Source organism: Thermomonas sp., from assembly GCF_023953935.1.
In the GTDB taxonomy this organism is placed as follows: Bacteria; Pseudomonadota; Gammaproteobacteria; order Xanthomonadales; family Xanthomonadaceae; genus Thermomonas.
In genome coordinates this window covers 59,599-77,670 of the sequence record NZ_JAMLIW010000001.1, presented here as the reverse complement: position 1 = coordinate 77,670, position 18,072 = coordinate 59,599, and the positions used below count along the sequence as shown (strand labels likewise).

The 18,072-nt window shown below is 68.0% G+C and carries 19 protein-coding genes and 1 pseudogene; 7 read left to right on the top strand and 13 right to left on the bottom strand.

All coding sequences use genetic code 11. From position 1 onward, the window contains the following. Positions 1 to 19: 19 nt before the first annotated feature. The 8 genes from M9902_RS00345 to ccmA form a co-directional block, all read right to left on the bottom strand. Positions 20 to 565: a DsbE family thiol:disulfide interchange protein gene (locus M9902_RS00345; RefSeq protein WP_297220285.1), complete on the bottom strand. Its 546-nt coding sequence runs from the start codon at positions 563 to 565 to the stop codon at positions 20 to 22. Continuing rightward, positions 562 to 2,577, bottom strand: a complete 2,016-nt coding sequence (locus M9902_RS00340) for a heme lyase CcmF/NrfE family subunit (protein WP_297220283.1) — start codon at positions 2,575 to 2,577, stop codon at positions 562 to 564. Before M9902_RS00340 ends, M9902_RS00345 begins: the two co-directional genes overlap by 4 nt. Further along, a complete protein-coding gene (gene ccmE / locus M9902_RS00335) occupies positions 2,574 to 3,065 on the bottom strand; it encodes a cytochrome c maturation protein CcmE (RefSeq protein ID WP_297171125.1) in 492 nt (163 codons plus the stop codon). The genes M9902_RS00340 and ccmE overlap by 4 nt, the downstream gene beginning before the upstream one ends. Positions 3,066 to 3,075: 10 nt before the next feature. Continuing rightward, a complete protein-coding gene (locus M9902_RS00330; protein ID WP_297171123.1) occupies positions 3,076 to 3,252 on the bottom strand; it encodes a heme exporter protein CcmD in 177 nt (58 codons plus the stop codon). Further along, positions 3,249 to 4,001 carry a heme ABC transporter permease gene (locus M9902_RS00325; protein ID WP_297171121.1) on the bottom strand — a complete coding sequence of 251 codons (753 nt, stop codon included), beginning with the start codon at positions 3,999 to 4,001 and terminating at the stop codon, positions 3,249 to 3,251. The genes M9902_RS00330 and M9902_RS00325 overlap by 4 nt, the downstream gene beginning before the upstream one ends. Before the next feature lie 482 nt (positions 4,002 to 4,483). After that, positions 4,484 to 5,059, bottom strand: a complete 576-nt coding sequence (azu, locus tag M9902_RS00320) for an azurin (RefSeq protein ID WP_297220280.1) — start codon at positions 5,057 to 5,059, stop codon at positions 4,484 to 4,486. A gap of 139 nt (positions 5,060 to 5,198) precedes the next feature. Beyond that, complete coding sequence (gene ccmB, locus M9902_RS00315) at positions 5,199 to 5,870, bottom strand: heme exporter protein CcmB (RefSeq protein ID WP_297220278.1); 672 nt, start codon at positions 5,868 to 5,870, stop codon at positions 5,199 to 5,201. Next, complete coding sequence (gene ccmA, locus M9902_RS00310; protein ID WP_297220276.1) at positions 5,867 to 6,511, bottom strand: heme ABC exporter ATP-binding protein CcmA; 645 nt, start codon at positions 6,509 to 6,511, stop codon at positions 5,867 to 5,869. The genes ccmB and ccmA overlap by 4 nt, the downstream gene beginning before the upstream one ends. 89 nt (positions 6,512 to 6,600) lie before the next feature. Here ccmA and M9902_RS00305 point away from each other — a divergent pair, with 89 nt between their 5' ends. The 4 genes from M9902_RS00305 to M9902_RS00290 are packed head-to-tail and all read left to right on the top strand — an operon-like array spanning position 6,601 to position 10,963. After that, the gene (locus tag M9902_RS00305) at positions 6,601 to 7,749 is read left to right on the top strand and encodes a pyridoxal phosphate-dependent aminotransferase (protein ID WP_297220274.1); all 1,149 of its coding nucleotides are present in this window, start codon (positions 6,601 to 6,603) and stop codon (positions 7,747 to 7,749) included. Positions 7,750 to 7,764: 15 nt separating this feature from the next. Continuing rightward, the gene (gene msrA / locus M9902_RS00300) at positions 7,765 to 9,090 is read left to right on the top strand and encodes a peptide-methionine (S)-S-oxide reductase MsrA (RefSeq protein ID WP_297220272.1); all 1,326 of its coding nucleotides are present in this window, start codon (positions 7,765 to 7,767) and stop codon (positions 9,088 to 9,090) included. Between the two features lie 37 nt (positions 9,091 to 9,127). Beyond that, positions 9,128 to 9,940, top strand: coding sequence for an amidohydrolase (locus M9902_RS00295; protein WP_297220270.1), 813 nt, complete (start codon positions 9,128 to 9,130; stop codon positions 9,938 to 9,940). A 54-nt stretch (positions 9,941 to 9,994) separates the two neighbouring features. Beyond that, positions 9,995 to 10,963: a glycosyltransferase family 2 protein gene (locus tag M9902_RS00290; RefSeq protein ID WP_297220268.1), complete on the top strand. Its 969-nt coding sequence runs from the start codon at positions 9,995 to 9,997 to the stop codon at positions 10,961 to 10,963. 83 nt (positions 10,964 to 11,046) lie between these two features. On the opposite strand, the gene M9902_RS00285 is transcribed toward M9902_RS00290, so the two are convergent. Next, the gene (locus tag M9902_RS00285; RefSeq protein ID WP_297220266.1) at positions 11,047 to 12,423 is read right to left on the bottom strand and encodes a tryptophanase; all 1,377 of its coding nucleotides are present in this window, start codon (positions 12,421 to 12,423) and stop codon (positions 11,047 to 11,049) included. Positions 12,424 to 12,541: 118 nt separating this feature from the next. Here M9902_RS00285 and M9902_RS00280 point away from each other — a divergent pair, with 118 nt between their 5' ends. From M9902_RS00280 to tpx, 3 genes are all read left to right on the top strand, one after another. After that, on the top strand, positions 12,542 to 12,838 hold the full coding sequence (locus M9902_RS00280; RefSeq protein WP_297220263.1) for a biotin--protein ligase: 297 nt from the start codon (positions 12,542 to 12,544) through the stop codon (positions 12,836 to 12,838). Next, positions 12,835 to 13,608, top strand: a complete 774-nt coding sequence (locus M9902_RS00275) for a biotin/lipoate A/B protein ligase family protein (protein ID WP_297220261.1) — start codon at positions 12,835 to 12,837, stop codon at positions 13,606 to 13,608. The genes M9902_RS00280 and M9902_RS00275 overlap by 4 nt, the downstream gene beginning before the upstream one ends. 100 nt (positions 13,609 to 13,708) lie before the next feature. Beyond that, the gene (gene tpx / locus M9902_RS00270) at positions 13,709 to 14,209 is read left to right on the top strand and encodes a thiol peroxidase (RefSeq protein WP_297220258.1); all 501 of its coding nucleotides are present in this window, start codon (positions 13,709 to 13,711) and stop codon (positions 14,207 to 14,209) included. Between the two features lie 136 nt (positions 14,210 to 14,345). Here the strand turns inward: tpx and M9902_RS00265 are convergent, their stop codons facing one another. From M9902_RS00265 to M9902_RS00250, 4 genes and pseudogenes are all read right to left on the bottom strand, one after another. After that, entirely contained in the window at positions 14,346 to 14,762 is a 417-nt protein-coding gene (locus M9902_RS00265) for a hypothetical protein (RefSeq protein WP_297171808.1), read from the bottom strand. A gap of 59 nt (positions 14,763 to 14,821) precedes the next feature. Further along, positions 14,822 to 16,339 (bottom strand): pseudouridine synthase, encoded by a 1,518-nt coding sequence (locus tag M9902_RS00260; RefSeq protein WP_297220256.1) that lies wholly within the window; start codon positions 16,337 to 16,339, stop codon positions 14,822 to 14,824. Positions 16,340 to 16,487: 148 nt separating this feature from the next. Then, positions 16,488 to 17,039 (bottom strand): annotated as a pseudogene (gene scpB / locus M9902_RS00255) (SMC-Scp complex subunit ScpB); the annotation flags it as partial. A gap of 90 nt (positions 17,040 to 17,129) precedes the next feature. Then, the gene (locus tag M9902_RS00250) at positions 17,130 to 18,065 is read right to left on the bottom strand and encodes a ScpA family protein (RefSeq protein WP_297174590.1); all 936 of its coding nucleotides are present in this window, start codon (positions 18,063 to 18,065) and stop codon (positions 17,130 to 17,132) included. Positions 18,066 to 18,072 lie beyond the last annotated feature (7 nt).

Sequence of the window (18,072 nt, the reverse complement as noted above, 5' to 3'; positions counted from 1 at the left end):
AAGGGCAAACGCCATCGCATCAGCGCTGCGCCTCGACCTGCGCCAGCGCCGGCAGCAGTTCATTCCGGATGATGACGTCCGTCAGCGGGCCGACGTGTTTCCAGCGGATGATGCCCTTGGCGTCGACGAGGAAGCTTTCAGGAGCGCCGTAGATGCCCCAGTCGATCGCGGCGCGGCCGTCTTCATCGGCAATCACCACCATGTAGGGATTGCCGAATTGTTCCAGCCAACGCAGGGCGTCAGCGCGTTCGTCCTTCCAGTTGTAGCCGACCACGCGCAGGCGCTTGGTTTCGGCGAAGCGGGTCATGACCGGATGCTCGGCCTGGCATTCCACGCACCAACTGCCCCAGACGTTGAGCAGGAAGGGCTGGCCTTTCAGATCAGCAAGAGACACGGTGTAGGACGGATCGTGCAGTACCGGCAGGGTGAAGGCCGGGGCCGGCTTGCCGAGCAGGGCTGAAGGCAGGGCCTCGCGGTTGGGCTGGCGGCTCATCCACACCCCGGCCGCGAGCAGCGCGGCAAGGACTACAAAACCGGCCAGCGGCAGCCAGCGCGACGGTTTCATGCGCGCGCTCCGTGCGGGGTGTCTGCGCTGGCATTGGCGGCGACCGGCGCGGCTGCGGGCGCAGGGCCGGCCGCGGCGGGCGCAGCGGCACGGCGCGTCTCGCTGGCGCGCACGCGGAAGCGCTTGTCGCTGGCGGTCACCGCGCCGCCCAGCGCCATCAGCAGGGCGCCGCCCCAGATCCAGCGCACGAACGGCTTGACGTAGACCCGCATTGCCCAGGCGTCGTTGCCCAGCGATTCGCCGATGGCGACGTAGCGGTCGACCAGCACCCCGGCCGCGATCCCGGATTCGGTCATCACCTGGCCGCCGGCGAGATAGCGGCGTTTTTCCGGATGCAAGGTGGTTTGCAGCTTGCCCTCGCGGAGCACCCGCACGGTGGCGTAATCGGACACGTAGTTCGGACCGCGCACTTCCCGGATGCCGTCGAACTGGAACACGTAGCCGCCCAGCTCCACCGTGCTGCCGGCGCGCACCGCCAGCTCGCGTTGCTGGCCCAGCCCTTCGACCAGCAGGGCGCCGATCAGGAACACGGCGATGCCCAGATGGGCCAGCGCCATCCCCAGCATTTCGCGGGTCAGCCGGCCGCTGGCGCGCAGGCGCTGCCAGACGAAGCGCAGGGTGCCGGCGCCGACCCAGACCGCGCCAAGCACGCCCAGCGCGGTTTTCCACTGGCCCTGCGGGGCGGTGAAGAAGGCGATCACCGCGGCGGCCACGGCCAGCGCCGCCCACGGCGCCAGCAGCCGCAGCGGTTTGCGCAAGTCGTCACGCTGCCAGCGCGTCAATGGGCCGAAGGGCAGCAGCGCCACCAGCGGCGCCATCAGCAGCAGGAACATCAGCGCGAAGTAGGGTGGCCCGACCGAAATCTTGCCCAGCTCCAGCGCATCGGCCAGCAGCGGGTACAAGGTGCCGAGCAAGACCATCGCGCAGGCGGTGGTCAGCAGCAGGTTGTTGAGCAGCAGCAGGGTTTCGCGCGAACGGGTGGCGAAGGGCTTGGCGTCGATTTCGGTGTCCGGCGCGCGCAGCGCGTACAGCACCAGCGAGCCGCCGATCACGATGGCCAGGAAAATGAGGATGAACAGCCCGCGCCCGGGATCGGCGGCGAACGCGTGCACCGAGGTCAGCACGCCCGAACGCACCAGAAAGGTGCCCAGCAGCGACAGCGAGAACGCAGCGATCGCCAGCAGCAGGGTCCAGCCGCCGAAGCTGCCGCGTTTTTCGGTGGTGGCCTGCGAGTGGATCAGCGCGGCGCCGACCAGCCACGGCATGAAGCTGGCGTTTTCGACCGGATCCCAGAACCACCAGCCGCCCCAGCCCAGTTCGTAATAGGCCCACCAGCTGCCGATGGCGATGCCCAGGGTCAAGAAGGCCCAGGCGAGGTTGGTCCACGGTCGGGTCCAGCGCAGCCACTGGGCGTCGATCCGGCGCTCCAGCAGGGCGGCGATGGCAAACGCGAATGGCACCGAAAACCCGACGTAGCCGGCGTACAGCATCGGCGGGTGCATGATCAGGCCAGGATCCTGCAGCAGCGGGTTGAGGTCGTGGCCTTCGCTGGCGGCCGGCAGCAGGCGTGCGAAGGGGTTGCTGGTGAAATAGAGGAAAGCAAGAAAGCCGACCGCGATGATCCCCATCACGCCCAGCACGCGGGCGACGGTGGCTTCGGGCAGCGCCTGCGAGAACCGCGCCACCGCGGCGGTCCACAATGCCAGCACCAGTGCCCACAGCAGCAGCGAGCCTTCGTGCGAGCCCCAGACCGCGGTGAAGCGGTACAGCATCGGCAGCAGGGAGTTGGAATTGTCGGCGACGTATTTGACCGAGAAATCGCCGATCGCGAAGGCGTAGCTGAGGATCGCGAAACTCAGGCCGACCAGCAGCAGTTGCAGATACGCGGCGGGACGGGCAATGGCCATCAGCGCGTGATCGCCGCGCTGCGCGCCCAGCAGCGGCAGCAGCGCTTGTATCGCGGCCACCATCAGCGCCAGCGCCAGCGCGATCTGCCCGAGCTCGGGAATCACTGCGGTGCTCCCTGCGCTGGCGTGTCGGCCGTCTCGGCGACGTTGTGCTTGCGGTGCGCCTCGGCCATCTTGTCGGCCACTTCCTTGGGCATGTAGGTCTCGTCGTGCTTGGCCAGCACTTCCTCGGCCACGAACACGTTGCCGCGCATGCGGCCGGTGGCCACCACCGACTGGTTCTCGCGGAACAGGTCGGGAAGGATGCCGGTGTAGACCACCGGCAGCCTGGCGTCGCCGTCATCGACCAGGAAATGCGCCTCCATCGAACCGGGTTCGCGCCGGAACGAGCCGGCCGCGACCATGCCGCCGAGGCGGAAACGCGATTGCCCGCTGGTGACACCGCTGCCGGCGCTGCCGTCGAGCACCTCGTGCGGGGTGTACAGGTAGGCGGCATTGCGCTGCAGCGCCAGCGCCGCCAGAGCGGTGGCAATTCCGCCGGCGGCCAGCAGGGCGATGACGAAGATCAGGCGGCGTTTGCGGGTCGGGTGCATGGCGTTGGCTTCATCCGCGCGACAGCGGCGCATCGGAAGGTGGGGTTGGCGCGGCCAGCGCGCGGCGTTCGCGCTGGCGGATGGCGCGCAGGGCCGAGCGGAGCAACAGCTTCGGCACGAGGTAGTCCCAGGCCAGCATGACGGCGAACACGGCGTAAGCGGCGATGACGTATTCGCGGTAGCTCATGGACTGTCCCCGCAGGCCAGCTTCGTCGTCCATTGCTTGCCTGCCTCGCGGCGCAGATTGTCGGCGCGCGCGCGCGCCAGCAGGGAGCCTGCGAACCACAGGTGGGTGCCCGCCACCATCCACCACAGCGGCGGCAGCATGCTCGGGTCCATGTGCGATGGTCCGAACAGGTTGATGGTCTGGCCCTGGTGCAGCGAGTTCCACCACACCACCGACCAGCGGATCACCGGCAGCAGCGCCACCCCCACGATCGCCAGCAGCCCGGCGGCGCGGGCGGCGTTGCGGCGATCATCAATTGCGGCATACAGGCCCATCACGCCCAGATACAAGAACAGCAGGATCAGCTCGGTGGTCAGGCGCGGGTCCCAGTCCCACCAGGTGCCCCACATCGGCTTGCCCCAGATCATGCCGGTGGCCAGGGTGACGGCGGTGAAGGCGGCGCCGGTGGGTGCGCAGGCCATGGCGAGGATTTCGCACAGCTTGATCCGCCAGACCAGGGCGATGGCCGAATACAGCGCCATCAGCGCGAAGATGCCCATGCTCATCCACGCCGACGGGACGTGGATGTAGAGAATCCGGAAGCTGTCGCCCTGCTGGTAGTCGGCGGGCACCTGCAGCAGCGCGCCATAGGCGCCGACCGCGATCGCCAGCATCCCCGACAGGTACGCCCAAGGCGCCCAGCGGGCGGAGAAGCGGTCGAAGTACGGCGGTGAGCCGAGTTGATGGAACCAGCGGATCAGCGGGGACATCGTGGCCTGTGCGGAGGCGGCTCGAGCAACGCCGCGACAATCCTGCAAGGATACCAGCGTGCGCTTTTGAGTGCCTTGATCTGAGCGGGGTTGTCCTGCGGCAGTACCACGATGGCCGGTGGACCTTCGGGGCAAATGTCCCCCGGCATCCGCCTGCGGCGAATGCCTCCTCCTTGATTTTTCTCCGAAGACCCACCGGCCATCGTGGCTTCGCGGATTCCATAGCAGCCGGGAGTCGGGTGCTTTTCGTGCCGGCAAGTACAGCAAAGGCAGAGGCGTGAGCCTTCTGAGCGAAATTAAGGAGGAGGCGTCGCCCGCAGGGTGACGCCGGGGGACATTCGCTCAGAAGGCTCGCGCCCCTGCCCTTGTCGCAATACGCGGCATTGCGCAAAAACAAACACGCCAAGGCCGGCTTGCGCTGGCCTTGGCGTGGTGAATCGGCATCGAAATCGGCGTCAAGAGAGAGCCCGACGCCGCAGCGCTTACTGCACCTGGATGCTGCCCTGCATCAGGGTCATGTGGCCCGGGAAGCTGCAGAAGAACTTGTACGGGCCGCCGGCCTTGATCTTGGCCGGATCGAAGGTGACCGAGGTGGACTCGCCGCCGCCGATGACCTTGGTGTGGGCGATCACGCGGGCATCGTCGGCCTTGACGTGGTCCGGCGTCACGCCGGCGCCGTCCTGGTCGATGCCTTCCATGTCGGACTGGGCGGCGACGACCACGTTGTGGCCCATGACGTTGGCGCCCATGGTCCCGGTGTGCTTGAGGTTGATGGTGAACGAGGTGCAGCTGGCCGGGACGGTGATCGAATCGGCGTTGTACTGCATCTGGTCATTGGCCTCGATGGTCGTGGCGCAATTCTCGACCACGGCCGGCTTGCTGGCGACCGCAGCTTCCGGCGCTGCTTCAGCCGGCGCGGCCTCAGCCGGGGCGGCCTCGGCGGCCGGTGCGGCGTCGGCCGGGGCGGCGGTATCGGCGGCCGGGGCCGGGGACTGGCCGCCGCAGGCGGACAGGGCCAGCGCCACGGCGCTGGTGAGAAGAATCTGGCGGAACTTCATTGGGAATACTCCATTGAAATGTTGAACCGGCCCGGTTCGAGCCAGCGCGGGTATTGTCCAAGGCCGTTCGTTAAGACCGCATTGACTTGGCTCAAGCGCATTCAGTTTTCGGACTTGTCCTGCCGTGCCGGAGTGCTGTTCAGTCATGCGCGATCCGCAGCGCGGCGGCGGCCGTCAGCGGCGCCAGCGGCAGCGCCAGCGCCAGCCCGGCGCCCAGCAGCAGCAGGGCGCCGCTGGCATCCAGCCCTTGCGCATGGGCAGCCACCGCACCGGCGCCGAAGACCAGCACCGGCACGTACAGCGGCAAGGCCAGCAGGGCCAGCAGGATCCCGGCGCGGCGCATGCCGACGGTGAGCGCGGCCACCACCGCGCCCAGCAGGCTCAGGATCGGCGTGCCCAGCAGCAGTGACAGCAGCAGCGTCGGCAACTGCGCGTGGGGCAGGTACAGCAGTTCGCCCAGCAGAGGAATGACCACGATCACCGGCAGGGCGGTGGTCAGCCAATGCATCCCGGTGCGCACCAGCACCAGCCACCACAGCGGCACAGGCGCCAGCATCCACTGCTCCAGCGAGCCGTCCTCCAGGTCGCCGCGGAACAGACCGTCCAGCGCCAGCAGGCCGGCCAGCAACACCGCCAGCCACAGCACGGCGGCGGCCACCGGCGCCAGCGCCCGAGCTTCCCCGCCGAGGCCGAGCGCGAACAACACCACCGTCAGCAGCGCGAACAGCGCCGGCTGGAAAGCGTCGCCGCGCCGCGCCCAGAGCAATTGGGCGTCGCGGACCATCAGCGCGCGGGCGGCCTGCAGCATCATTCTGTGCGCCCGCGCAGTTCCAGCAGGCGGGTGCGCACCGGCGGCGCCGCATAGGCGCCGTGGGTGGTGATCAGCGCCGCGCCACCGTCCCGGAGGTGGGCCTCGACCATGCGGTTGACCAGCTGGATGCCTTCCAGATCGAGGTTGGCATAGGGCTCGTCGAGCAGCCACAGCGGGGCCGGCGACAGCCACAGCCGGGCCAGCCCAAGGCGCTTCTTCTGGCCTGCCGACAGGCTGCGCAGCGGTGCATCCTCGAAACCGGCCAGCCCGACCAGCGCCAGCGCCGCTTCCAGCGCCAGACCCAGGTGCTGGCCGTGCAGCCCGCACAGCCAGCGCAGGTTCTGCAGCGCGCTCAGGTCGGCCTTCAAGCCGGGCAGGTGGCCGAGGTAGGCGATCTGCTGCGCGCGCAGCGCCGGATCGGCCGCGGTGTCCTTCAAGCGGATGGTGCCGGCATCGGCGCGCAGCAGGCCGGCCAGCACCCGCAGCAGGGTGGTCTTGCCGGCGCCGTTGCTCCCCTGCACCAGCAGCGCCTCGCCACGGCCGACGGCAAACTCCAGCGGCCCGAACACGGGCACTTCATCGCGTGAAAACGCGAGGCCGTGCGCGGCGAGCAGGGGCGGGGCGGCGGAAGAATCGCTCATCGGGCGTGGATTCTACCGGCATGCGTCGTACTCACATGCGTCAACGCCCGGATTGCGTAGACTCGGCGCGGGCCCCGTGGAATACCAGCATGCAGGTTGCAACCAAACTGCCGAAGGTCGGCACCACCATTTTCACCGTGATGTCGCAGCTCGCCGTCGAGCACGGCGCGGTCAACCTCGGCCAGGGGTTCCCGGATTTTCCGCCACCGTCGCGGCTGGTCGATGCGCTGACGCAGGCGATGCAGGCGGGGCACAACCAGTACGCGCCGATGAGCGGAATCCCGGCGCTGCGGCGCGCCATCGCCGACAAGACCGAGCGCTGCTACGGCTGGCGCCCGCACGTCGATGCCGAAATCACCGTCACCAGCGGCGCGACCGAAGCCATTTTCGACGTGGTCCACGCGGTGGCGCATCTGGGTGATGAAGTCATCGTGCTCGACCCCTGTTATGACTGCTACGAGCCGGCGATCGACCTGGCCGGTGCCACCGCGGTCCACGTCGCGCTGGATCCGGCGACGTTCGCCCCGGATTGGGAGGCGGTGCGTCGCGCCATCACGCCCAGGACCCGGTTGCTGATGATCAACAGCCCGCACAATCCGTCCGGCGCGACGCTCGGCGCGGACGATCTGGCGACGCTGGAAGGACTGCTGCGCGGTACCGGTATCTATCTGCTCAGCGACGAGGTGTACGAGCACATCGTCTATGACGGCGCCCGCCACGAATCGGTGCTGCGCTATCCGGCGCTGCGCGAGCGGGCCTTCGTGATCTCGAGTTTTGGCAAGACCTACCACTGCACCGGCTGGAAGGTCGGCTACTGCATCGCCCCGCCGGCGCTGTCGGCCGAATTTCGCAAGGTCCACCAGTACAACGTGTTCTGCACCTTTGCCCCGGCCCAGCATGCCTTTGCCGACATGCTGGACAACGCGCCGGAGCACTACCAGACGCTGGGCGAGTTCTATGTCGAGAAACGCGACCGCTTCCGCGCCCAGCTGACCACCACGAAATTCAGGCCGCTGCCGGTGCCGGGCGGCTATTTCCAGCTGGTGGATTATTCGGCGGTCAGCGATCTGCCGGATCTGGAGTTCGCGCGCTGGCTGACCGTCGAGCACGGCGTGACGGGCATCCCGCTGTCGCCGTTCTATGCGCGGCCGCCGGCCGGGCAGCGCTTGCTGCGGTTGTGCTTCGCCAAGAGCGAGGCCACGATGGACGCCGCGATCGAGCGTCTGGCCAGGCTGTAGCGGGGAGCGGCGGTCATGCGTTTGTCCAACCTGCTCGCCCTGCTGTTTGCACTGGTCATCACGGGGGCTGTGGTTGGATTGGGCTGGAAGGCGCTGGAAGTGCGCAAACTGTCGGAGGCCAAGCCGGTGACATCGCGACAACTGGATGATCTGTATTTCGGCATGGGCTGCTTCTGGGGCGCTGAAAAGCGCCTGCGGGCGGTGCCGGGCGTGGCGGAAGTCGAGGTCGGCTATGCCGGTGGCGATGCGGCGCAGGTGGGGTATCGCGACGTGCTGGACGAAGAAGCGCGGATCCGCGCCGGAAACAGCCAGGCGCGCAATCATGCCGAGGTGGTGCGGGTGCGCTATGACGCCAGCCGGACCGATCCGATGACCCTGCTGGCCGCGTTCTGGGAAGGCCACGACCCGACCCAGCTGGGCGGGCAGGGCAATGACATCGGCAGCAATTACCGCAGCGCGATCTACTACACCACGCCCGAGCAGAAAGCGCTGGCCGAGCAGAGTCGCGACATTTACCAGCGCGCGTTGACGGCCGCCGGTTTCGGCAGGATCACCACGGAAATCCTGCCGCTGCGCCACTACAACCGCGCCGAGGAGTCGCATCAGGATTATCTGCTGAAGAATCCAGACGGCTATTGCGGGCTGGGCGGCACCGGCGTCCGCTACGCGCTGGATGCGGCAGTGCCGGAAGCGGTGCGGCTGAACGGCGCGGCGCTGGCTCAGGCGGCGCAGCTGGTGGTCTACGAGGCCGAAGATTGCCCCTATTGCGAGCGCTTCGATGCCGACGTGCTGCGCGACTGGCGCGCCGGAGTGCCGTTCGTGCAGACCCGCGCCCCGCTGGCGCCCGCCGGCTGGTCGCTGGCCGGCCCGCTGCTGGGCACGCCCACCGTCGTGCTGTTCCGCAATGGCGTGGAGGTGGCGCGCAAGACCGGCTATGGCGGCGATCCCAAGGCGTTCTGGCACTGGTTGGGCCTGCAACTGCTCACGCCCGAACAGCAGCGCATCGCCTTCGAGAGTGGTACCGAAGTTCCCGGCACCGGCGCCCATCTGTCCGAGCATCGTCCCGGCACCTATTTCGACCCGGTCAGCGGCAAGCCGCTGTTTCGCAGCGATGCCAAGTTCGACAGCAGCTGCGGCTGGCCGAGTTTTTTCGAGCCGATGGCCGGCGCGCTGGAATTCATTCGCGACGACAGCCACGGCATGCACCGCATCGAAGTGCGAAGCACCAGCTCCGGGATCCATCTGGGCCACGTGTTCGACGACGGTCCGCCGCCGACCGGCAAGCGCTACTGCATCAACGGCAATGTCCTGAAATTCGTTCCCGACCCCGCCGCCGGCTGACTCGGTTGTCGCAAAGCGCCCGTTTTCTGGAGTGACAATGCAAGATCTTCGCGTATCCATCGTCCAGGGTGAAACCCGCTGGCACGACCCCGCCGCCAATCGCGACTACTACGGTGCGCTGATGGCGCCGCTGCAGGGCGCAACCGATCTGGTGGTGCTTCCGGAAACCTTCACCAGCGGCTTTTCCAATGACGCCATCTCCGGCGCCGAGGACATGCGTGGCCCCACCGTGGACTGGCTGCAGGCGCAATCGGCCACGCTGGACGCGGCGATTGCCGGCAGCGTGCAGCTGCGCGATGGCGAGGCTGTGTTCAACCGACTGTTGTTCGCCACGCCGGATGGCCGGGTGGCCCATTACGACAAGCGCCACCTGTTCTCGTATGCCGGGGAACATGAGCGCTACGCGTCGGGCCGTGAGCGGGTGGTGGTCGACTGGAAGGGTTGGCGCATCCTGCCGCAGGTGTGCTACGACCTGCGCTTTCCGGTGTTCTCGCGCAATCGTTTCGATGCCGCGCACGCCAGCGGTGCCGAATACGACCTGGCGCTGTACGTCGCCAACTGGCCATCGGCACGCGCCTATCCGTGGAAGACCCTGCTGCGGGCGCGGGCGATCGAGAATCTGTCCTACGTGATCGGCGTGAACCGGGTGGGCAGCGATGGCAACGGCCTGCACTATTCCGGGGACAGCGCGGTGGTGGATTTCCTCGGCCACCCGCTGCTGGAGGCCGGCGATGCCGAAGTCGCCCACACCGCGACCCTGCAAGCCGGGGAACTGCTGGCCCACCGTGCGCGTTTCCCGGCGCTGCGCGATGCCGATGGTTTCTCCCTGGCCGGCGCGGCGGCCTCATGAACGCGGGTGCGGCAGCGGCTCCTGCCGGAGCCGACTGAGCCCCGGAGTGCGGTGATGAGCCCCTCCTTCAGCGTGGTGATGCCAGCGTTCAACGCGGCGGCGTTCATTCGCGATGCACTGGCTGCGCTGGCCGCGGCGGCAGGCACCGATCGCCTGGAGCAGGTCATCATCGTTGACGATGCCTCGCAGGATGCAACTGCCGCGCTTGCCGAACGCGCATTGGGCGAGTTCAAACTGCCGGGCATCGTGCTGCGCAACGCCAGCAACCTGGGCGCGAGCGCCGCCCGCGCCCGCGGATTCGCGTGCGTGGAAAGTCCGCTGATCGCCTGCGTCGATGCCGACGACCTGTGCGCGCCCAACCGATTTGCCGACCCGCTTCGACGGCTCGACGATCCACGCGTGCAGCTGGTCGGCGGTGATCTGGTGATGTTCGCCGACCCGCGCTTTCCGCCCGCGCACGGCCACCTGCCGTTTTCCAGCGACCACCGGATCCGCATGCCGACCCGTGGCGAGGACATCGCCGCTGCGCTGGTGTTCCATTGCCCGATCTACGCCAGCACCATGACCTTCCGTCGCAGCGCGCTGGAGGCAATCCGTCTTCCGCGGACGCGGGTGGGTGAAGACTGGCTGTTTGCCCATCGCATCGTGCAGGCCTTCGGCCCCGCGGCCGTGGCCAATACCGGCAGCGTGCTGATGCGCTATCGCCGTCACGCCGGCCAGCTCACGCGCAACGCCTTTCTCGACAATACGCCGGTGTACCCGGTCTGGGAGGAAATCCTGCGTGCCGCGCTGGAGCTGCGGGCAACTGCCGCCGAACTGACTCTGCACGCGAAGTTTTCGCCGCCCAGCGGCAAGCCCGCGCCCAGCGCCGCGGAATGGCGGCGCTGGCAGGCATGGAGCACGAGGCTGGAAGCGGCGGCGCAGACGGCGGATTACGTTCCTGCGGCGATGCGCCGCGCGCTTGTGCGGATCCGCGCCGAGCTGGAATCGCTGCGGCTGGAGGAGCTGGAAAGTTCGCTCTGAGGGACAGGCGCCCCGAGGTCGGCGCGGGTGCGTCGGCCGGGTCGCATGCGGAGCACGCGCCCGGCATCCGGCGCAACCGCGGATCAGCCGGCCAGTGGTTCGAATCTCGCGGTGAAGTGCCGCAGCTGCTTGGGCTCGGCCACGATCCGGTAGCCGCGCAGCGCCTTGGCATTGGCGCCGACCTGCTGGCAGACCTCGATCACGTAGTCGATGTGGCTCTGCGTGTAGGTACGGCGCGGAATGGCCAGACGCACCAGATCCAGCGCCGCCGGGGTTTCGCTGCCGTCGGGATGGCGCCCGAACATCACCGTGCCGATTTCGCAGCCGCGGATGCCACCGGCCTCGTACAGCGCCACCGCCAGCGCCTGGCCGGGGTATTGCAACGGCGGGATGTGCGGCAGCAGTGCGCGCGCGTCCAGATAGACCGCGTGGCCGCCGATCGGCTGCACCACCGGGATGCCGGATTGCAGCAGCGCCTCGCCGAGGTAGGCGGTGGAGCGGATGCGGTAGCGCAGGTAGTCGTGGTCGACCACTTCCTTCAGGCCCTGCGCCAGCGCCTCCAGATCGCGCCCGGCCAGACCGCCGTAGGTTGGAAACCCTTCGGTGAGGATCAGCAGGTTGCGGCATTGTTCGGCGATGGCATCGTCGTTGAGCGCCAGCCAGCCGCCGATGTTGCCCATCGGGTCCTTCTTCGCGCTCATGGTCATGCCGTCGGCCAGCGCGGCCATGTCGCGCACGATGTCGGTCACCGCGCGGCCCTGTTGGCCCGGCTCGCGCTGGCGGATGAACCAGGCATTTTCGGCAAACCGGCAGGCGTCGAGGAACAGCGGCACGCCGTGCCTGTCGCATACGGCGCGGACCTCGCGCAGGTTGCCCAGGCTCACCGGCTGGCCACCGCCGGAATTGTTGGTGATCGTCATCATCACCACCGGCACCTTGCCGGCGTTGCGGGTGAGATAGGCGTCCAGCGCCGCGATGTCCATGTTGCCCTTGAACGGGTGCTGGCTGGCCGGGTCGCGGCCCTCGGCGATCACCAGGTCGGTCGCTTCGGCGCCGGTGTACTCGATATTGGCGCGGGTGGTGTCGAAGTGGGTGTTGCTGGGAATGGTCTTCTCGCTGCCGCCGAGTACGGTGAACAGGATTTTTTCGGCGGCGCGGCCCTGATGGGTCGGGATCACGTGCTTGAACGGGAACAGGTCCTGCACGGCGGTGCGGAAAATGTCGAACGAGGGGCTGCCGGCATAGGATTCATCGCCGTGCTGGATCGCCGCCCACTGGTCGCGGCTCATCGCGCCGGTGCCCGAATCGGTCAGCAGGTCGATCAGCACGTCTTCGGCGTGCAGGTTGAACAGGTTGTAGCCGGCGGCCGCGACCGCTTCGCGGCGGTGCTGCGCGGTGGTCATCTTCAGCGGGGCCACCGACTGGATGCGAAACGGCTCGATGATGGTGCGAAATTCCACGACGGTCTCCGGACATGACGGCGGCCGCCAGGTGCGGCCGCGGGCAATGATGCAAACAGGTGATGGCCGTTTGTCAAATCCGCTGCCACGCGGGCCCGCGATCCAATAGAATTGCAGGATGCACGGACATGGCGAATACAAGGTGCCGGGCGGCAAGCTGGTGGTCGCGGATGTCGCCATCGCCGCTGGCCGGATGGTCGAGGTGGCGCTGAGCGGCGATTTCTTCCTCGAACCGGACACGGCGCTGGCGGCGATCAACGCGGCGTTGCATGGTCAATCATCCGGTTTGGAGCAGGCGGCGCTGACCGGGATCATCGAACGCGCCCTGCCGCCCGGAACCCGCATGTTCGGAGTCAACGCCGAAGGCTTTGCGGTGGCGGTGCGGCGCGCGATCGACGCCGGGGAGGGCGCATGAGCGCAGGCTGGAACGATTTCGACTGGCAGCTGGTCCACGCCGGTCCGCAGGCGCCGGCGCTGCACATGGCGCTGGATGAAGTCATCACCGACGAGGTGGCCGCCGGCCGGCGTGCGCCGACCCTGCGGGTGTGGGAATGGGCGTCCCCGGCGGTGGTGATCGGGCGCTTCCAGTCGCTGCGCAACGAGGTCGATCCGGACGGTGCCCGCCGCCACGGCATCGAGGTCGTGCGCCGGATCACCGGCGGCGGCGCGATGTTCATCGAGCCGGGCAATACCATCACCTATTCGCTGTCGGCGCCGGTGGCGCTGGTCGAAGGCATGCGCTTCGAACAGTCCTACGCCTTCATGGATGCCTGGGTGCTCGAAGCGCTGCGCTCGCTCGGCATCGAGGCCTGGTACCAGCCGCTCAACGACATCACGTCGAAAGATGGGAAGATCGCCGGCGCGGCGCAGATGCGGCGCGGCAAGGCGGTGCTGCACCACGTGACAATGGCCTACGACATCGACGCCGGCAAGATGCTGGAAGTGCTGCGGATCGGGCGTGAAAAGCTGTCCGACAAGGCCACCCAGAGCGCCAACAAGCGGGTCGATCCGCTGCGCAGCCAGACCGGGCTGCCGCGCGAGCAGGTCATCGCCTGGATGATCGACACCTTTCGCGCTGCGTACGGCCTTGTCGATGCGGCCGTCAGCGCAGAGGAACTGCACCGCGCCGAAGCGCTGGCGCGGGATAAATTCGCCACCGCGGCGTGGACCGGGATCGTGGCCTGAAGCGTGGTCTGAAGCGCGGCTTGAACCACTTGTGCGATGACGCCAGCATCACGCGACCTCGTCTAGGATCGCCGCGTCAATCCAGATGAGAGGTTCCACCATGTCCAACGTCACATTCCACGGCAACCCGGTCCAGGTCGGCGGCCAGTTCCCGCAGGTGGGCAGCCAGGCCCCGGCGTTCAAGCTGGTGGCAGGCGATCTCAGCGAGAAGGCGCTGGCCGACTTTGCCGGCAAGCGCAAGGTGCTCAACATCTTCCCCAGCATCGACACCGGCGTGTGCCAGGCCTCGGTGCGACATTTCAACAAGGACGCCGCCGCGCTGGACAATGCCGCGGTGCTGTGCATTTCCGCCGACCTGCCGTTTGCGCAAGGGCGTTTTTGCGGTGCTGAAGGCATTTCCAACGTGACGATGCTTTCGACGATGCGCGGTCGCGAGTTCCTGAAGGACTACGGCGTGGCCATCGAAACCAGCCCGCTGGCCGGCCTGGCCGCGCGCGCGGTGCTGGTGCTGGACGAGAACAACAAGATCCTGCACGCACAGATGGTGCCGGAGATCGGCCAGGAGCCCGACTACGCGGCGGCACTGGCCGCGTTGGGCTGAGCCCGACGCGCGCTTTCGCATCAAACGTGCAAGCTGCCCGACAGGCCAATCACCGGCACGGCAAACGACAAGGCCCGCAGCGATGCGGGCCTTGGACGTCGTGGGTGGGGCGAATTGTCCCTGACACCGTTATTTCTTATTTCGTGAAACTGACTTCGATCGAATTGAAGAACGGCGCCTTGGGCGGGGTGAAGACGGTCTTGTCGCGCACGTAGCGCTGCATGCAAATGGCCAATGGCGAGCTGCCCTGGCGCCAAGTCTGCTGAACCTGGCCGCTGGCGTCGAGTTGCATGACGATCGTGAACGGGGTGAAGTCGTCGCGCAGCTCGTCGCGGGCGCAGGCGGCGATGCCGGCGTCCAGCAGGTCGCTCTGGCGCTTGACCATGTCGGCGTGCGCGGCCCCGGTGACGGTGGCCTCGTCGGCGTCGGAGCGGAGTTTGGCGTCCGCGTATTCCATTGCCGGCGCGGAGGACGGCGTCGGCGGTGTTTGCGCGGGTGCGGGAGCGGCCTGCGGAGCTGTCAGCAGCAGGGCGAGCAGCAGGGAGGCGGGCATGTCGGGACTCCTGAGGTTGCGGCGTTGGAGGAACTTCCACTATGCCTTGAAGTCGGCATTCAGCGCGAGCCGCCGCGCGGCCCACGCGGTCCGCGCGGGCCCTGATTGCCGGGTCGCGGGCCGCTGTTCGGGCGTGGATTGCCGCCGGGGCGCGGCCCCCCTGCGGGACGGGCGTTGCCGCCGGGACGCGGCCCGCGGCGCGGTGCGCCCGGCTGGGCATCGCGGCCGTGCACATGGTCGGACGGGAAGTAGGGCGCGTTGCCGGGATGGCCGTACGGGCGAGCCGGTCGCTGCGGGCGGGCCTCGCCGGCCGCCGTCGTTCCCGAGGCGCCACGCGGCTTGAATTTCTTCGGGCCACGACCGCCGGGGTTGCGATGGCCGCTGGGGCCGGTATCGACGCCGTCGGGCACGTACCAGGTGCGCATCGCCGCCGGATTCTCGCCACGCCGTTCGCCGGGCTTCATGCGTTGTCCGGGTTGCCGCGGGCCCTTGACCTTCAAGCGCTTGTTGGCCTGATTGGCGGCCTGCTCGCCGCTGACGGTGAGGCCGCCGCTCGGCTTGCGACCGCCGCGACGGCCACGATCTTCGCGCACGTTGTCGAAGCGGCGCAGCTCGCGGCCTTCGTCGGCGGTGTTGTGGCCGCCGATGTAGCCATGCCCGCGCGCATTGCTGGTGACGACGGTCTTGCCGGCCTTGCGCTGGCCCAGCACCGGCATCAGCGTCAATGCTGACGGGGTGCCGTCCTCCAGCCCCAGCGACTTGCGCAGGGCGTCGACTTCAGCCTGCGGCAATTCCTGGGTATGGCCACGCAGCAGCGGCTGCGGCAGCCGCACCTGGCCGTGGCGGATGCGCTTCAGGCGCGAGACCTGGCAGCCCTGCGATTCCCACAGCCGGCGCACCTCGCGGTTGCGGCCTTCCTTGAGCAGCACCCGGAACCAGTCGTGCCGGCTTTCTTCCGGCATGTTGGCACCGCCGATGCGTTCGATCTCGTCGAATTTCGCCGGGCCGTCGTCCAGCGCCACGCCGCGCGCCAGCCGGTCGACCAGCTTGTCGCTGACGTTTTCCTCGCCTTCCGGCGCGCGCACACGGCAGACGTATTCGCGCTCGATCTCGTGCGAGGGATGCATCATCGCGTTGGCCAGCTCGCCGTCTGTGGTGAGCAGCAGCAGGCCGGTGGTATTGATGTCGAGTCGGCCGACCGCGATCCAGCGCGCGCCGCGCAGCGCCGGCAGCGCATCGAAGATGGTCGGTCGGCCTTCCGGGTCTTCGCGGGTCGTCACTTCGCCTTCCGGCTTGTTGTACATCAGCACCCGCGCGCCTTCGGTCAGGGCGCTGGCGACGAAGGTGCGGCCGTCGATCTCGATCTTGTCGCCGCCGGTCACGCTCATGCCGGTTTGCGCCACCTCCCCGTTGACCTTGATCAGGCCTTCGGCGATGCGCTGCTCCAGCGCGCGCCGCGAGCCCAGGCCGGCCTGTGCCAGCACCTTGTGCAGGCGTTCGCTGACGTGCGGGTTGGCGTCGTCGGCGGCGCCGGCGCGCTTGAGGCTCAGCGGGCGGCGGGGGGTTTCAGTGCTCATCAATCTGCTCCGACGATGCGGGCATCGCGTCGTCTCTGGTGGTGGGAGAAACGGTGTCAGGTTCACTTTCCGACGATCCTGTTTCGTCGTCTGCAATATCCGCCGAGGAAAGTGAACCCGAGCCCGATCCTGCCGTTTCGATGCCGGCGATCGGCAGCTGCGGTTCGAGTTCGCCGAAATCCTTGAGTTCGGACAGTGGCGGCAATTGGTCCAGACGCTTCAGGCCGAAGTAGTCGAGGAAGCCGCGGGTGGTGGCCAGCAGTTCGGGTTTGCCGGGCACGTCGCGGTGGCCGACCACGCGGATCCAGTCGCGCTCTTCCAGCGCCCGGATGATGTTGCTGTTGGTGGATACGCCGCGGATCTGCTCGATTTCGCCGCGGGTGATCGGTTGCCGGTAGGCGATCAGCGCCAGCACTTCGAGGGTGGCTCGGCTGTATTTGGTCTGGCGCTCGGTCCACAGGCGGGCCACCCAGGGATGCACGTCGGCCTGCACCTGGAAGCGCCAGCCCGAGGCGACCTCCACCAGTTCGACGCCGCGCCCGGCGCAGGCGGTGGACAGCGCTTGCAGGGCGGATTCCACGCTGCCCTCGGGAGCCGGGTCGTCCAGCGGGAACAGGCCGTGGAGCTGTACCACGGTCAGCGGCTGCGCGGCGGCCAGCAGGGCGGCTTCGACGATCCGGGTGACGAGTTGTTGATCCATGGTGGTCGGCATGTCGTCCTGGCTGGGCGAGGGTGCTGGGGATTGAAGGCGGCGGCGCGGGATTGCAGGTGGCGGTGCGGTCGCGTGGGGTCAGGTTCCGGCGGGCACGTCGTCGTCGAATTCGCTGGACAGGGCTTCCATCGCCGGCGCGGCTTCACCCGCAGCCAGCGACTTCACGTAGATCGGCGCCAGTGCGTGGGCGTGGCCATCGTCGGGCCGCTGTTCCTGGACGACGTCGATCAGCTGTTCCTTGGCCAGGGTCAACAGGCCAAGGAACGTGACCACCACGCCCAACCGGCCTTCCTCGGCCACGAACAGCGACTCGAAACGATGGAAGGCGCCGTCGGACAGGCGTTCCAGCAATTCGCCCATGCGCTGGCGCACGCTCAGAGGGTCGCGGCGGATGGCGTGCTGGGTGAACAGTTCGGCGCGCTGCAGGACCTCATGCAGGGCCAGCAACATTTCGCGGATGTCCACCTGCGGCGGCAAGCGCACCACCGCGCGATCGGGAACGAAGGCGGAAACTGCCACCGTGTCGCGTTCCTGCCGGGGCAGGGTGTCGAGGTCCTCGGAGGCCTTGCGGTAGCGCTCGTATTCCTGCAGGCGTCGGACCAGGTCGGCGCGCGGATCCTCTTCAAGGCCTTCCTCGCTCGGCGGCCGTGGCAGCAGCATCCGCGACTTGATCTCGGCCAGGATCGCGGCCATCACCAGGTATTCGGCGGCCAGCTCGAAGCGCAGCTCGTGCATGGCCTGGATGTAATCGACGTACTGGCGGGTGATTTCGGCGACCGGGATGTCGAGGATGTCGAGGTTCTGCCGGCGGATCAGGTACAGCAGCAGGTCGAGTGGGCCTTCGAAGGCTTCGAGGATGATCTCCAGCGCATCCGGCGGGATGTAGAGATCCTTGGGGATTTCCGACAGCGGCTGGCCGAGCACCACCGCCAGCGGCATTTCCTGCTGCTGGGGAGGCGGGTTGCCTGCGCTGCTGGCGGCGGCCAAGGTGCCGCTGCGGGTCTCGGATGTCATCGGTTGG

What these genes read in the sequence shown, in the direction of transcription:
- azu (WP_297220280.1), bottom strand. Translation starts at nt 5,059, where the DNA reads ATGAAGTTCCGCCAGATTCTTCTCACCAGCGCCGTGGCGCTGGCCCTG.
- ccmA (WP_297220276.1), bottom strand. Translation starts at nt 6,511, where the DNA reads ATGAGCGATTCTTCCGCCGCCCCGCCCCTGCTCGCCGCGCACGGCCTC.
- M9902_RS00295 (WP_297220270.1), top strand. Translation starts at nt 9,128, where the DNA reads ATGCAAGATCTTCGCGTATCCATCGTCCAGGGTGAAACCCGCTGGCAC.
- M9902_RS00330 (WP_297171123.1), bottom strand. Translation starts at nt 3,252, where the DNA reads ATGAGCTACCGCGAATACGTCATCGCCGCTTACGCCGTGTTCGCCGTC.
- M9902_RS00325 (WP_297171121.1), bottom strand. Translation starts at nt 4,001, where the DNA reads ATGTCCCCGCTGATCCGCTGGTTCCATCAACTCGGCTCACCGCCGTAC.
- M9902_RS00260 (WP_297220256.1), bottom strand. Translation starts at nt 16,339, where the DNA reads ATGAGCACTGAAACCCCCCGCCGCCCGCTGAGCCTCAAGCGCGCCGGC.
- M9902_RS00345 (WP_297220285.1), bottom strand. Translation starts at nt 565, where the DNA reads ATGAAACCGTCGCGCTGGCTGCCGCTGGCCGGTTTTGTAGTCCTTGCC.
- ccmB (WP_297220278.1), bottom strand. Translation starts at nt 5,870, where the DNA reads ATGATGCTGCAGGCCGCCCGCGCGCTGATGGTCCGCGACGCCCAATTG.
- M9902_RS00305 (WP_297220274.1), top strand. Translation starts at nt 6,601, where the DNA reads ATGCAGGTTGCAACCAAACTGCCGAAGGTCGGCACCACCATTTTCACC.
- tpx (WP_297220258.1), top strand. Translation starts at nt 13,709, where the DNA reads ATGTCCAACGTCACATTCCACGGCAACCCGGTCCAGGTCGGCGGCCAG.
- M9902_RS00280 (WP_297220263.1), top strand. Translation starts at nt 12,542, where the DNA reads ATGCACGGACATGGCGAATACAAGGTGCCGGGCGGCAAGCTGGTGGTC.
- M9902_RS00275 (WP_297220261.1), top strand. Translation starts at nt 12,835, where the DNA reads ATGAGCGCAGGCTGGAACGATTTCGACTGGCAGCTGGTCCACGCCGGT.
- ccmE (WP_297171125.1), bottom strand. Translation starts at nt 3,065, where the DNA reads ATGCACCCGACCCGCAAACGCCGCCTGATCTTCGTCATCGCCCTGCTG.
- M9902_RS00265 (WP_297171808.1), bottom strand. Translation starts at nt 14,762, where the DNA reads ATGCCCGCCTCCCTGCTGCTCGCCCTGCTGCTGACAGCTCCGCAGGCC.
- M9902_RS00250 (WP_297174590.1), bottom strand. Translation starts at nt 18,065, where the DNA reads ATGACATCCGAGACCCGCAGCGGCACCTTGGCCGCCGCCAGCAGCGCA.
- msrA (WP_297220272.1), top strand. Translation starts at nt 7,765, where the DNA reads ATGCGTTTGTCCAACCTGCTCGCCCTGCTGTTTGCACTGGTCATCACG.
- M9902_RS00290 (WP_297220268.1), top strand. Translation starts at nt 9,995, where the DNA reads ATGAGCCCCTCCTTCAGCGTGGTGATGCCAGCGTTCAACGCGGCGGCG.